This is a genomic window from Nitrospira sp. (assembly GCA_005116745.1).
Lineage (GTDB): Bacteria > Nitrospirota > Nitrospiria > Nitrospirales > Nitrospiraceae > Nitrospira_D.
In genome coordinates, this window is record SWDS01000008.1 from 202,818 (window position 1) to 216,524 (window position 13,707).

General features: G+C 54.0%; 15 protein-coding genes and 1 tRNA gene. 7 read left to right on the forward strand and 9 right to left on the reverse strand.

Going from position 1 to position 13,707, the window contains the following annotated elements; genetic code table 11:
- Positions 1-49: 49 nt before the first annotated feature.
- Positions 50-382: an RNA-binding protein gene (locus E8D52_12910; GenBank protein TKB67468.1), complete on the forward strand. Its 333-nt coding sequence runs from the start codon at positions 50-52 to the stop codon at positions 380-382.
- Between the two features lie 100 nt (positions 383-482).
- On the opposite strand, the gene E8D52_12915 is transcribed toward E8D52_12910, so the two are convergent.
- Together E8D52_12915 and E8D52_12920 are read right to left on the reverse strand one after the other, a co-directional pair.
- Positions 483-827, reverse strand: a complete 345-nt coding sequence (locus E8D52_12915; GenBank protein ID TKB67469.1) for a hypothetical protein — start codon at positions 825-827, stop codon at positions 483-485.
- 53 nt (positions 828-880) lie between these two features.
- Complete coding sequence (locus E8D52_12920) at positions 881-1,123, reverse strand: hypothetical protein (GenBank protein ID TKB67470.1); 243 nt, start codon at positions 1,121-1,123, stop codon at positions 881-883.
- A gap of 644 nt (positions 1,124-1,767) precedes the next feature.
- Between E8D52_12920 and E8D52_12925 the strand changes: the two genes are divergently transcribed.
- The 5 genes from E8D52_12925 to E8D52_12945 all read left to right on the forward strand — a co-directional run bounded on the left by E8D52_12925 (position 1,768) and on the right by E8D52_12945 (position 4,696).
- Positions 1,768-2,487 (forward strand): response regulator transcription factor, encoded by a 720-nt coding sequence (locus E8D52_12925; protein ID TKB67471.1) that lies wholly within the window; start codon positions 1,768-1,770, stop codon positions 2,485-2,487.
- Positions 2,488-2,886: 399 nt separating this feature from the next.
- On the forward strand, positions 2,887-3,183 hold the full coding sequence (locus E8D52_12930) for a hypothetical protein (protein TKB67472.1): 297 nt from the start codon (positions 2,887-2,889) through the stop codon (positions 3,181-3,183).
- A 572-nt stretch (positions 3,184-3,755) separates the two neighbouring features.
- A complete protein-coding gene (locus E8D52_12935; GenBank protein ID TKB67473.1) occupies positions 3,756-4,142 on the forward strand; it encodes a hypothetical protein in 387 nt (128 codons plus the stop codon).
- 61 nt (positions 4,143-4,203) lie between these two features.
- Positions 4,204-4,473 carry a hypothetical protein gene (locus E8D52_12940; GenBank protein TKB67474.1) on the forward strand — a complete coding sequence of 90 codons (270 nt, stop codon included), beginning with the start codon at positions 4,204-4,206 and terminating at the stop codon, positions 4,471-4,473.
- 37 nt (positions 4,474-4,510) lie between these two features.
- On the forward strand, positions 4,511-4,696 hold the full coding sequence (locus E8D52_12945) for a hypothetical protein (GenBank protein ID TKB67475.1): 186 nt from the start codon (positions 4,511-4,513) through the stop codon (positions 4,694-4,696).
- Positions 4,697-5,313: 617 nt separating this feature from the next.
- On the opposite strand, the gene E8D52_12950 is transcribed toward E8D52_12945, so the two are convergent.
- Positions 5,314-5,389: transfer RNA gene (locus tag E8D52_12950), tRNA-Thr, on the reverse strand.
- Between the two features lie 98 nt (positions 5,390-5,487).
- Positions 5,488-7,530: a hypothetical protein gene (locus tag E8D52_12955; GenBank protein TKB67476.1), complete on the reverse strand. Its 2,043-nt coding sequence runs from the start codon at positions 7,528-7,530 to the stop codon at positions 5,488-5,490.
- A gap of 85 nt (positions 7,531-7,615) precedes the next feature.
- Between E8D52_12955 and E8D52_12960 the strand changes: the two genes are divergently transcribed.
- Entirely contained in the window at positions 7,616-8,506 is an 891-nt protein-coding gene (locus E8D52_12960; GenBank protein TKB67477.1) for a 4-hydroxybenzoate octaprenyltransferase, read from the forward strand.
- Here E8D52_12960 and E8D52_12965 read toward each other — a convergent pair.
- From E8D52_12965 to E8D52_12985, 5 genes are all read right to left on the reverse strand, one after another.
- Positions 8,503-9,528 (reverse strand): c-type cytochrome, encoded by a 1,026-nt coding sequence (locus tag E8D52_12965; GenBank protein TKB67478.1) that lies wholly within the window; start codon positions 9,526-9,528, stop codon positions 8,503-8,505. The two genes, E8D52_12960 and E8D52_12965, sit on opposite strands and share 4 nt — an antisense overlap.
- A 2-nt stretch (positions 9,529-9,530) precedes the next feature.
- Positions 9,531-10,358: a hypothetical protein gene (locus tag E8D52_12970; protein ID TKB67479.1), complete on the reverse strand. Its 828-nt coding sequence runs from the start codon at positions 10,356-10,358 to the stop codon at positions 9,531-9,533.
- Between the two features lie 52 nt (positions 10,359-10,410).
- On the reverse strand, positions 10,411-11,127 hold the full coding sequence (locus E8D52_12975) for a cytochrome c (protein TKB67480.1): 717 nt from the start codon (positions 11,125-11,127) through the stop codon (positions 10,411-10,413).
- A 15-nt stretch (positions 11,128-11,142) separates the two neighbouring features.
- Complete coding sequence (locus E8D52_12980) at positions 11,143-11,766, reverse strand: cytochrome c (GenBank protein TKB67481.1); 624 nt, start codon at positions 11,764-11,766, stop codon at positions 11,143-11,145.
- A 79-nt stretch (positions 11,767-11,845) separates the two neighbouring features.
- The gene (locus E8D52_12985; protein TKB67482.1) at positions 11,846-13,678 is read right to left on the reverse strand and encodes a hypothetical protein; all 1,833 of its coding nucleotides are present in this window, start codon (positions 13,676-13,678) and stop codon (positions 11,846-11,848) included.
- Positions 13,679-13,707 lie beyond the last annotated feature (29 nt).

Here is a 13,707-nt window from a genome sequence, read left to right on the forward strand (position 1 = left end):
AAGTCCTTCTCGTGTATTGAACAATATCATTTTGGAAGGAGGAACCCCCATGGGTTCAAAATTGTATGTCGGCGGATTGCCCTACTCGGCAACCGAATCTCAACTCACCAGCCTGTTTGCAGAGCACGGCACGGTCGAATCGGCCCGCGTGATCGCGGACAAGTTCACGGGTCAGTCACGTGGATTCGGCTTCGTAGAGATGTCGACCGCCGAAGAAGCGAAGGCAGCCATCACTGCCCTGAACGGGTCACAGATGGACGGACGGTCATTGACCGTGAATGAAGCGAAGCCAATGGAGCCACGTTCCGGCGGTGGTGCGGGTGGAGGCGGCTCACGATTCGGTGGTGGTGGTGGTGGCGGACGCGACCGCAACCGCTATTAATCCCGATACACATTCTGCCTGAATACGAAAGGGGCGCTTCACTCGAAGCGCCCCTTCAATCCCTTCGGGATGCTCTTTTCATTAAATCTAACTTCTACACTTATCCCCACGTACGGTGAACTTCGCTCACCTGTTCACCACCCTCAGTCTTGGCAATCACCCAGTTCACATCGTCAGGGATGGATACTATTTTGAGCTTCGCCGCATGTCCATCGGCTGCTTCCAGAAGTTCTTCCACTACACGAACCAGGTTCTCATCATCCCGTGGGATGAGCTTCCCATACTGATTCAGGCTCGGTTCCCGTGGCCCAGCTGCCTGAGGCCAATAGGACCCGCGATCCGTCTCCGCCAGCGCCTGAGGTTGGCCTAGTTCACGCAACCTGCTCAGTGCCTTATGGCTGATGCAGAATTCATCATAGCTCCGGTTGATCACGATTCGCTTCATGTTCGCTCCCTCAGTAAATACGGCCATTGTTCTGCCGCCGAATAACTGCTCGCCTACACCGCTGGGGCTGCATCTTTATATCCGATATAGTTCCCCGTCCAATGGGAGTAGCGCCGGTTCGCCCATGTTGCCACCTCACCTTTCTGGAGCTCCCCATACCGCTTCTGGAGGACTGTCTCGAACCTGCCAAGATCTCCTTGAATTTCGATGAGGTCCGCCTCCGTGATGTTCACCCACTTAGTCCTGAGTGGCGTTTTGAGTTGCTCCCAGAATTGCCCGAATTGTTCCTTATTCATATGGACTCCTTGGTGAGAAGATGAGGTCTCCACTCCTCTCGACGGCAAGACGCCTCCGGCGTGCTGGGCAGAGAGACGACCGTGGAAACTCAGGCGCAGAAGCGGCGACGACCGGGGAATCAGACGCGCACGAACGGCATGGGAAGGAATCGCGCGAGGGATAAGATAGTCAGCGATGGCTTAGTACGTCATTTTAATAGCCTACAAGACAGACTCAGACTCTGTCAACGGAGACAAAGACGGGAAACACGTGGCCTTGACCAGGCTCTCATCAGGGCGTAGGGTGAGTGCTGTACTCCTCGACCGCCTTCGTTTCGGAGGTGGTACGTTATGATCTTCCGTCGACGTGAAATCCGATTAATATGCAGAGGCACGGATGTCCTCTTCTTGAGTTCGTCCCTCGCCACTCGCCTCACGAGCCTCTTCTCACGCACTGTCATCGGGCTTGTGAGCCTCACGACCCTATTTCTTTCCGATGTGACATCGCATGCCTGCGAGTATCTGCTATGGCAAGGACGTCGTTATGTCCTACCGTTACAACACCATCGCTATCATTGTGGGTCACGTGAAGTACTTGTGGGACAAACTGCGAGTCAACTCGGAAACGAGGCGGCAAACCATGAAGTAGTAGCGAGGTCAATCCTATGACCGGCGAAATGAAGGCGCTTCTTCGCCGCCAAAGAAACACCAGACCTCGTATCGATCGTGGAGTACACCCGAGGTCCATCCGACTGCTCATTGCTGAAACTCAACGACTGATCAGACAAAGCCTGCGGCTCCTTCTGGAGCGAGAGCAAGATGTCGCCAGTGTGATTGAGGCGACGGATGGGCATGAGGCGTATCGCTTAGCACTGGAGCATAAACCCGATATTGCCCTCCTTGACGTCGACATGCCAGATCTCGACGTGGAGTCGGTGGCAAAACGCATCTATCACCACTTGCCAAATACCAGAATCCTGCTATTAGCCCGATACGATGAAGACTCCCGGATAGTGGGAGCTATGCAAGCGGGAGCGTTTGGCTACATCCTCAAGGATACCGACTGGACGGACTTCCTCTGCATTATTAGGGCTGCCGCTCACGGAGAGCAGGCCGTATCGCCCATGATGCCTGACCGTGTCGTGCGAGCCGTTCCCGGTGCCGTCAAACATCCCTATGCTGAACGCGGCATCTTGATCTCCAGCCTAACTGAGCGAGAACAAGAGATACTGGCATGCGCCGCAGCCGGCCGAAGCAATAAGGAAATGGCCGACCAACTCTGTGTCTCAGTCGAGACTATCAAAACACACTTGCACCATATCTATCAAAAGCTCTCCGTCAGTGGCCGTGTCGAAGCCATTCTCACCTACCTCCGGGCTCAGTAACCATCCCGTTTTTAGGCGGCTTCGCTCTCACCCAATCGGTGTACGCCATGAATCCATCCGCTGAATTTCCTTCTCTCAGACATTTCCCTTCCGCTTCATACCACTGGTCTATCGCTCTCGATGTGCGCCCTATGCGTTCCGCATTCGCTATCATGGTTCTTATTATGCTACTATTGATATGTATCTCATTCTTCGCGCCTCCCTTGCTCAGACTGCATTCGCGCGATCGATACCCTGGCGTAGGAATACTGTTACCTAATCCGCTAGCTGGTTAGCGGTAACCGTTTTTGTCGTATCCTTACGACCGGCTGCACGTTTGCGGTCATTCCTAACTGACGCAGGTCCGTACTCCCACATCCCAGTACTCCCTGCCCTTGCAGTGAACCGGAAGGAGTCCCGATGAGCCGTCTGAATCTACAACCCCTGATGACATTTTCTGATGGGTCATATTTGGCAATCAGCACGGAATGTTCAAAGGAAGGTCACTTCTCGTGCTCAGTCTATACCGTCCTAGAGGAGGGGGATCGCACAGCCTTCCAGAACATTGCCAGCCACTTTCTCTCGGCACCGACCTGTTTGACGGCCCAAGAACAGGCCTATAGTTACACCCTCCGGCTCTACCCTCGTGCAGCCGAGTCCATGAAGAAGCCGCCGTACTTAATCTGGCATGGACCGCAATCATCAGAGCGCTCGTGACCTATCCTCTTCATTAAGCATGAGAGAACGCATCCACAGGAGCCATCTGGCAGGGACACAAGTCAGGCATTCGTGAACAACAGCGCCCCACGCTGGGCAGACTCTTGCCGGCGAGCTTGGTCCACACCAACGGCTTGGAGTGCTCATTGATCGTGCGCCAATGTGGACCTTGATGGCAACCGCGTCCCGATTTAGTCCTCAGTCAGCAAAGCGAACCAGCATCCGACAAGGTTCAGCGACGAAGCACGGAGCGGGGTGATAGGATTCGCAATCTAGATCGACATATGGTAGAGTACGGCCATAGGAGTCCTGAACTTCGCGCTCCTCCCTCCCTGTTTCGTTTCTGCGCGATTGTATTGATCAATCTATGGCGAGCTTGTCGGACAACGACCTTTGTGTTCAAGTCATGAATGGACGCGACGGAGGCTCCGACATCGGTGTCGTCACGACCCTCCACCGTCATATGAAGCACTGGAAATCGGTGCAGGCTAGACAGGCCCTACTTGAGCAACCTTGTGCCCTCGCATCTAGGAGAAGACACAGATGAATACCCATAATCAGAGTGACCGTCCATGAGTACCACTAAAACGAATCAACAGCCATCCATTGAGCGCTGGGTCCGCATCCCCGACGGTACGAAAGTACGTCATCGCTCGGAGGCCTATGATGGGGTCATTGACGGCTTAACGGAGATCGTCTCTGGATCAGAACGTAACCCGGACGGGAAAACGCAATATCGCGTGAATGTGGGAGACAGTACACGACTGCTCGTCTCGGAGAATCACCTCAATATTCTGGTTGACAACAAAAATATGGTTCTCCTCGCTCGTGAATCCGAACTGTATCGCCGATCGGTCACCGACCGGCTCCGAGCGGTTTTCCCGGATGATCGGTTCGTGACGACTGGAGGCAAAGTGCCTGCGTCTAAAGTACCTGCGTCTATCGAGAAGTCGCAGTGAGTGAACGATGAATTTCCTACTACATATTTCATAGGTTTCAATCTTAGACGATGGAGAAGCAATGAATACATCATGGGGGACCAAAGCCCCACACCGGCGGAAGCGAGCTATTCTTCGAACCAAGGTCCGTTGGGAGATGCTGGGACTTCAAGATCCGACCCAGTCGTCATTGGCACCGTCGATTGAGGATATTCGTCGCCAGATCACTTCAGCCGCAAGTCAGGGATTGAGCCCTGATACACTCTCTCGCTCTCGCGAGAAAGAGGGACGCCAAAAGCCTGGGTCCAAGGCGTCAGCGGCTCCCCGCAAGCGCGGTAGCACCTCGCAATAGCTTGATCTAGGCGAGTCGTGCCTGAAAGGAGGGCATCATCGGAGGAACAGGCAAAACCACACCCGCTAAGCGGGACCGTGAGAAAGCGCGTCTGCAGAAGCAACGGGACAAGGAAGAGCGCCGTGTGCAACGGAAGGCCGCCAAAGTCGACCGTCCAGAGCAAGAGGGTGAAGACCCTGACCTCGCGGGCTTACAATGGGGGCCTCAAGATCCGCTCTATTAATGGACAGTCTGCACGTGGCATGATGTCCTTGTGATGCCTGCCGACCATAGTTCACTGAATCGAGGCCGCATGTTCTGAACTAGTACCTGACTCAGCACGGACTGGTTGCTCCAATAAGGAGTCAGCATGTCAATTAAGATAACTATCTCACTAAATAATAAGGAGAAATCATGGACATCAATACCATCATATTTTTTGCTGTAATTATTGGGCTCGGGATCGGCGGTGTGATCGTATATCTGAAGGGCAGGTAGCTTCACTCGTGCGATCCGTTCATTGCTGACGATCTATTCTCTGATCAGTGGCATCAGACGAGCGATGATCTCACGATGATCGGCTCGCACTCCACGGATAGGCCTCCACAACCCTAGAGGGGTTGCTCCTTCGTTTTATTGGGCCTTACTCGCCAAAGCAGATCCTTCTTCTCCAAGGATGTGGAGGCCACTCGCTCCACATTCCTCCCTAGCTTCACCATTTCGGCTTGCCACGGATCCGAATACCCTACCAACAGCACCAGCAAGTTATTTCAGCTAGAAATGCGAATCATGGGAGACGTTTATCCACAGACGTCGACGATACGACGAAGACGAATCAGCGGGATGGCACGAGATATGGTGTGGAGCCGGCGACCCGGATTGAACGGGCGACCTGCTGTTTACGAAACAGCTGCTCTACCAACTGAGCTACGCCGGCACCTTGGTGAGACAGACGGGGAGACTGAATCTCAGTCCGGCATGATAACGGCCACCGGCGAGCCTGTCAATAAAGCAGATTGAGCTCAATCAATATTTCTATGGCCCAATATGAATCGGATTGGGGCCTGCGACTGATGAATCAGCAGGAAGGTGGGGGGGCTTCTGTATCGGACTAGGTTTTGGGTTATGACCTCTCGCCAGCGGATGGATTCGCACCATTCCTCCTCGGCCAGTCCCGGGTAGACAGAGCGCATCTTGTTTGTTCCCGAATTGTTCACGAGCCACCAGAGCCGCCTGTCCACGAGCATAGGTACAGAGTTCACCGGCGATGACCGTTCCATCTCGATCCACATCAGCGAGACCTTGCAAACCCCTTAACAGATGATAGGTAAACAACCCGTGCTTGCCTTCGTCATACGGATCGGCTTCTTGCAAGCTTCGATTACCCACCATCCACATCTCCACATCTTTCCTGGCCTCGCTGACAGGGGATTCCCAGGCAGGCAAAGGGATGTCGGCAAGACCGGCGCCAGGGGACGGATCCATCGAGACATCAAACATCAGAATCGCCCGCCGGATTGGCAATCGAGAGAGCGCTTCCTGAAGCCGGACAAGTGGGTATAACTGCTGCTTCGCCTCGGAGAGCGTCCCATCATATGGCACAAGCGAGATCGCACCGGTCCCGCCATCTACAAGTGCTCGCCCAGCAAAGAATATATACACAACGGTCTCTTGGTCCGCCCGCTTTCGAAGCCATCGCTCAAACGTGTCTTCCAGGTCCCGTTCGAGGGCCTGGCGGTCAAGCAATATGCGGATGCGCTCACCTGGAACACCGCCGATGATACGCAGATATTCAGCCATGACTTCCGCATCGTGGCGCGCATACTTAACCGCCGGCATCTGTTCGTCTCTAAACGTGCCGATGCCGATCGAAATGATGATGGCCTTCGGCTGATGGAATGCCGCCAGAGAGTTCGGCAGGTTGTCGACATTCGGAACCAGAGCCGGGTTGATGCCTCTGGGTTTGATCCCAAAACTAAAGACCTTGGGTGGCGGAACGGACGTCACCGGACTAGTCGTCCGCAAGTTCAGCGTTAATTCTCCCTGGAGGGACTCTTGAGAGGCAGTCACCCGTTGTGTCATCGAGGTCCGTTTAATCTCTCCCGATTGGAGCATGCCGAGGTGGACTTCAGAGGGGAACAAGGCCGATAAGTCGGTTTTTCCTTCAACTAACACCATCACATCTTTTGCCTCCCCCAGGCCCTCGTTTTTGACTTCAATTTGAATCGTGATGGATTCGTCAGGCTGGAGGAATTGGTCTCCGTTTTCATCTCGGATAATGGCACGAAAACTCAGTTGCGCTGGCCTACCTGTCGTACTCGAAGCCACCTGCTGTGAATTATCCGTTGCCTCCATCACCGCGGGGAGCGATGCGACAAGGCCCGCTGTCGACGGCTCCACGGAAGAGCGTGGACGTGACCCCAGTGGAACCCGTGTGTCTCTTTGGACAGCGTACTCCCGGATCTGCGCGGATTGCCCGATCTGTTGAGCCAATCCATTGGTCGCCGAATCAATGGCCTCTTGAACTATCGACGTCATCCCCTCGACCTGACAGGGCTCTTGGCCAACTGTTACCGTACCCTGGCCAGTACCTTCGAACTTCTTATTGAAGAGTAACGTTCCCTCGCGCGCCAAAAACATCATTTCAATTCCCACCGTGACCATTGCGGGATAGGTTCCAGGCGTTCGTTTTGGAACGGCGAGCTCGATCCGCCTCACACCCACTCCAACTTCAACCACTCCATCTGACGCAATGGGTTCATCTGCGTGGCTCTGGGCCGCGACACCAGTAAAGACTCCCGTCAACTTCGTCGGAACGGAGGTGACAAGCGCATCCGTTAGGGACATGGATCTCACCTCGCCACAACCATCGTGATATGGCAGCTCAGCCGTGGTCACACTGGGGGAAAACCAGATCACTGGCGTCAGTGGAATCGGTTGAGTACTGACCGGCTCCTTCCCTCGCTTGAGCAGCGAACAGCTGACACCTGACAGGACGAGGATCAGTGCCACACAAGAGGCAATAATGTGACGGTAGGACTGGCAATAGACAGTCAGTATAGGTTGTAGCTTATTCACGTTGTGGTTATACCGAATTCACGCTGGCGTCACAACCGGGGGAAGCCGCATTGACAGCCCATTTCACCTAGGCTAAGGTCGCGGCATGTCCGATCCGGTCGTGTCTTCATCTACTTCTTCTGGAATTTCTTGGTCTGCACTTGCCCGATTGATCCGGCTGCCAAACCAGACCGGTACCTATCTCTTACTCCTGCCCACCCTCTGGAGCCTCGTGCTGGCTACTCGAGGGATTCCTCCGCCTCACCTCTTAGTTATTTTCATCGGCGGATCGTTCCTCATGAGAAGCGCTGGCGTCATTATGAACGATTTAGCCGATGAAACATTTGACCGGCAAGTCGCACGGACCAAGACGCGTCCGTTGGCTTCTGGCGAATTGTCACGCCGCCATGCACTGATTCTACTCAGCCTGCTGCTTGTCGTAGCGGCAAGCCTCCTCTTCTTCCTTCTGCCGATCGTAACCTGGCTCGCCCCGGTTGCGGTATTTCTGGCCGCCCTCTACCCATACTCCAAACGATGGATTCATATCCCGCAAGCCATGCTTGGCATCGCGTTCGGCTGGGGAACGATCATGGCTTGGGCTGCAGTGCGAGGACAATTGGAGAGCTCAGCGTGGTGTCTCTTTGGAGCAACCGCCGCCTGGGCCATAGCCTATGACACGATCTACGCGATCCAAGACCAGGAGGATGATCGACGCGTTGGGGTTAAGTCAGCCGCGCTGTACTTCGGGGATTCGGTTCACCACGGCGTGGGATTGGCGTTCAGTATCATGCTGGTGTGCTTAATCGCCGCAGGGTGGTTTGCTCAGCTCGGGTGGCCATATTATGCAGCGCTCTTGGGCGTGTCGGTATTCTTCATACTCCAGGTCATGCGCCTGCAAAGACCGATGACACCGACCCACGCGTTCGCCATGTTTCGCGCACACGTTTGGGCAGGCGCTGCCATCCTTCTCGGATTACTCGTCGGGTTAGTGGGTTAAGGCTTTTCGACCGGCTTCTCGGCTACAGGTTCAGACTTTGTCGCCCGTAAGGTGGCCACATACATCGTCACAGCTTTGGCATCTGCATCATTCAAACCCAAGGCGGGCATCCGTGTGTGCGCATCCATCGCCTGTGGATTCTTGAGCCAACGATACACCCACGTGGCATTCAACCGAAATCCGGCTCGATCCAACGCGGGACCGATCTTCCCGCCTTCACCGCCGACATTGTGGCACCCGTTGCAACCATACTTATTTTCATAGAGTTGTTTGCCACGATCGACCAATTTTGCAACGTCTGCAGGCTTGACCGTCAGATCTGGCCTAGGAATACTGAGTCCCTTTCCCGCTCTCGTAGAGAAATTGTTGAGGGCAACCTGGGCCACATCCATCTCTTTCTTGGCTTGCCCCATTGTTGCTTGTTCAGCCGCATAAGCGGATTCATCCACATCGACATCTTTCTTCAACTGCTCGCTCTTCCGATCGGCTTCATCGCTGGCTTTCTTTTCGGCGGCTTCATAGGCCTGCTTGGCCTGTTCAAACTTGGCCTGAGCGGTCTTCAATCCTTCTTCCAAGGAAGCCTTGCGTGCCGCGACGTTAAACTCCATCTTCGTTCCGTGCAACGTGCGCACATATCCAACAATCGACCAGAGTTCATCCTCAGAGAGCGTATATTTAAAGGTCGGCATCGTGGGCACGGCAAAGTCGTCATCTCCGATCGTATCTCCACCTTCCTCACTGGTGTCCAGCATGTCCCGCGAGATAGTCGCAAAGAGCTCCTCATCCTTGAATGTGCTCATTTCTGACTTATTCGACAAATCCTTAGGCTTTGGATCGGGCATAGCCGACCAATTAAACCCTTCGTTTTGCTTCCCGCTCTCGCCGTGACAATCGCTGCAATAGTGGGTATAGAGTTCATGCCCACGCTTTTCCTGTTCGTTGGCGCAGCCACCAGTGATGAAAGCCAAGCCTCCGATCACGCCCACTGCCAATCCTATGATACCTAGCCTTGGCGCCTTCATGCTCACTGCCCTTTCTTGAGTTTTCGGATCAGGACAAACTGAAACCCCAAGCCCAATACAGCAGCGATCGCCGCGTACATATAGCCGGAATAATCAGGCGGGGCATCGGCTCGGAAATACCACCAAGACGAGACCGCTTTTTGAGACCCCTTTTCAACCAATTCGCCGACGGCATCTTTTCGTCCGTCCCATACAGCAAAGGAGATACTCATGAATTGTCCCGCCGTAATTTGCACATCCTCATCAGCATGCCCGGTCAACAATTTCCTCGCAAATACGACTTTCCATGTCCCGTTGGAATAGACGCCCTTGGCTGTCACATCCTGATGCTCTTGTGGCTTTAATGTCCCAAAACCTTTCGCACTCATGTCGAGGGCCTTGCCGGTCTTATTTTTCCAGAACCAAATATTGACCGGTCCGCCTTCAACCTGGAGCATGGGCTGGCCATGGGCGAAATGTGCCTTCTTATCACCCACCATAAACTCCAGTGCTGCTGCGTCATCAGGATCCTGAGTAGGATCGGTATATTCAACCAGCACCGCCACTTGCGTACCATCATGCAAGGCACGCACGATGACATCCTTAACGGTCACTTCCTGAATACGATTCTGCCAATGGACTTGCGGTGACATTGGAAATGTAGCAGGCGGCGCACTGCTCCAAACTGCCGCGCCTGGATCATCTACGGGTACGCCCCCAGTCAGAAGGGTTGCTCGAACTGAGACATTCTCCTGTGCATAGCCAAGCGATGCTCCACCAATAATCATTGCTGCGATTGCTGCCGTTCCATCCCGCAAAACCCGTTTCATGATGCGATTCGCCGGTTTCATGCTGTCCTCGTGCTCCCTCCACAACTAGATCGATCTACGCTGTTCTTTCCCGCTACTCCCAGGTTCGTGGGGATTGATGCGCGCCGTCGTACTCACCTAAGATGATCTTCCAAATCCATTCATCGGGCAACTCGACTTCCCAACGAGGCATAGCGGACTTCCACGGTGCACCTTCAATGGGAAGGCCGACGCCACCCTTTTTGATGCGCCAGAATAGATAGCTTTCTTGCAACATGGCAATCGTCGTGGGGTCGGCAAAATTGGCAGGTGCCGGAATAAATCCACGAGCCGCCGGTCCCTTCCCGTCAAAGTTTCCACCATGACAGGGTGAGCAATAGGCGGCGTAAAAGCCCTTCCCCTGCATAATATTTTCAGGAGTTTTAGGAACAGGATTTGACAGGCCCGTGTATTCCCCTGGTGGGGCCGGATGAATCGTTCGGCTTTCCGTCGGAGGGAGGTCGCTCACCGCCGTACTTCCGTATGTTTGCCAGCCCACCAGCAACGGAAACAGAATGAACACGCCATAGCGAAGTGCTTGCAGACCGCCGATGTTCTCTCCGGTCAGAAATCGTTGAATCGGATTCCATAAGGCATCCTTCGATTCACCGCTCACTGTTTCAAACATGAAAATGCCGCCTGCAGTTAGCAAGAGATACAGAAATATGAGGCTGGAGGGAAGGGGGGCAGAGCCAGGTATGTTAGGCAACACAAACTTCAGAAACGCATACATGGCGACCATGAGAATGATTGGCTTCCCTAACGCTCCCATAACAATCCTTCCTCCCTAATTCGTGTGTGCGTCGGCAACAAGCGCAGCTTGCGCGGCCTTCACCGGCGCAGACGGGGCCTTCCCAGGGATATCAAGCTCCGACGTGCTGACAGAGATCGGCTCCCCGCTCATTTGCTGCAGAAACGCGATAATGGCCAATATTTCATTCTTCGAGAGTCCGATCGGATCCTTATTGATAGCTGGCATCGTGGCTGGATAGTCTTTTGGCACGCCACCATGGCGGTAATCCTTATACACGAACGCCTGGGGATCCGTTAGGCTTTCAAAGAGGAAATCCTTGCTTAACTTAGCGCCGATTCCCTTCAGATCCGGACAACGGGCGGATTCACTTGGCCCGATGGAATGACACAGTGCACATTGGCCTTTACTGAAGAAGACCGTCTGGCCGATGGCAGCAATATCAGTCGGTGTCTTAATATTGGCAATATCGATCTTTTCCTCGGCAGGAGGTAGAGAGGCCAGCTGAGGTACGGCAAGCGACATCAGTGCAAACAACCCCAGCACGATGGCAACGAATCCCGTCACCCTCACAAACACGGCCTTGATGAACAACAGGATCAGAATGCCGATCCCAATGATGGACAGTGCGATTAGTTGTAGTTGTGCGACTTCACTCATGGGCCCTCGAATGTTAAGTGCTGAGTTCTTAGTTTTTCGTTCCGGACGTAAAACTCACAATCAAAACTCAAAATTCTCTTTATCGCTGAGACTGCTCTTCTGGAGCCCCTCCGGCCATCGCCGGAATGCCGTGCGGTAGCTCTCCCTTCCCCGGTCCTGGAGCCGCTTTGGACTTATCGCCCATTGTCGCGACCCAAAAGATAAACGCCACGATAAGGCAGAAGGAAAACGTACAGAAGGCCATAATAAACGACGCGCTACCCAGCGCCGGCGAATAGGCATAGGGCGAGGTATCGCGCATGACTCCGTACACATGCCAGTGGACACGTGACGAGGACCGCGCATAGCCCATCAAGGTCATGAGGAGAATGACCATGATGGCATTGAGAACCAAGGAATACCCAGCGCGTGGCGGCATGCTCCCCCATACCATCTCTGTCGTCGTTTTTGCGCTCTTGAGCAACAGCGCCGTCAACGGCGTGATCGTCAGAATGACAAAGATGACGATCAGCACCTGAGACGTAGAGAAATAATTGATGCGGACAATCGCCGGCACGAAATACCCCCAGACGCCGAGGACGATGACCGCAAGGCTGGCCAACACCAATACGGCACCCATGACCGCTTTCGCCAGCTTCGCCCACCCTGCTGTATCCTGTTTCCCTGCCCGCCAATACATCACGAAACTCATGAATGTAATAAGAATCATGAGGTTCGATACCGTCATTTTTGCCGACATGACTCCCAAGACTCCTAGTAATGGGTGGTGGGCTCCTCCCATTTTCTGGGCCTCTTCAATGCTGGCCACAAGGGAGTGCGGGGTCATCCACACGGCAAGACACAGCAACAGACTAACTAACATCATCAACATGGCCCGCCGATATTTACTTTCTGACCCGGGAATTCGATAGGTAATCCCCAGCCAAAAATAATAGTTCGAGCCGAGGAACAGAACCCCGATCAACATGGCCTGGAGGATGAAGAGCCAGGACAGAAATCCTCCCATCAGGGTAATGCCCATCTGCTGGTTGTACTGGTAGATTTCCCGCATGAGCCAATAGCCGGCAAATGGTAGGGCCAGCAGACCGAACACACCGATAAAGTTGCCGACATACCCCATCCAATCGTAATGTTCTCGCTCTTCAGGACTCTTCACCGATAAGTACCGGACACCGGCATAGGCCCCGCAGATATAACCTCCAAGGACGACGTTCGCGATGAGGCGATGGATGTTGATCGGCCACCAGGTTGGATTCCACGTTGCCGCCCAGGCCCTCTCAAAGGCGGTCCCGTCTGCAAGCACAACCGGGCTGGACTGGAACGTAGCCCAGGCATTGGGGATAATCATAATGAATAAGGCAAAGAAGTTCAGGAGAAACCCGAGAAACACATGCAAGGTCTTCTTCCTGCCATCCTGCATAGCATCCCACCCATACCAATACAGATACAGCGTCGCCGTTTCTAATAAGAACAGGAGGCAATAGAGCAAGAAGGAGGGGAAAAAGACGTCTGTCAAATAATTCATCAGTTTGGGGTAGAACGCCACCAATAGAAACAACAGAATGCCACCGAACAACGCGGTGGTCGAATAGGCGGACGTCAGGAGTTTGGTAAACTCCTTGGCGAGCTTGTCATAACGCTTCTCGCCTCCCCTCCAGGCAATGACTTCGCACAGCCAGGCAAACATTGGCACACCTAAAACGAACCCGGCCAATAAGAGATGCAACTGGGCAACGATCCAAACAAGATTCCGACTGCCGACGTAAGGAATATCGCGATACTCTGTAGGACCCGCTGTTGTTCCCTCGGCTGCAATCCCGACTGAAGGAAGGGCTAGCCATCCCGCCATCAACAAGAGACCTGCGAGCCATTCGCCGTGACTCCCGACGGCCCGGAGAGCTCGTTGAACCATACTAACCCCTTGCTGTATGACCCTCACCT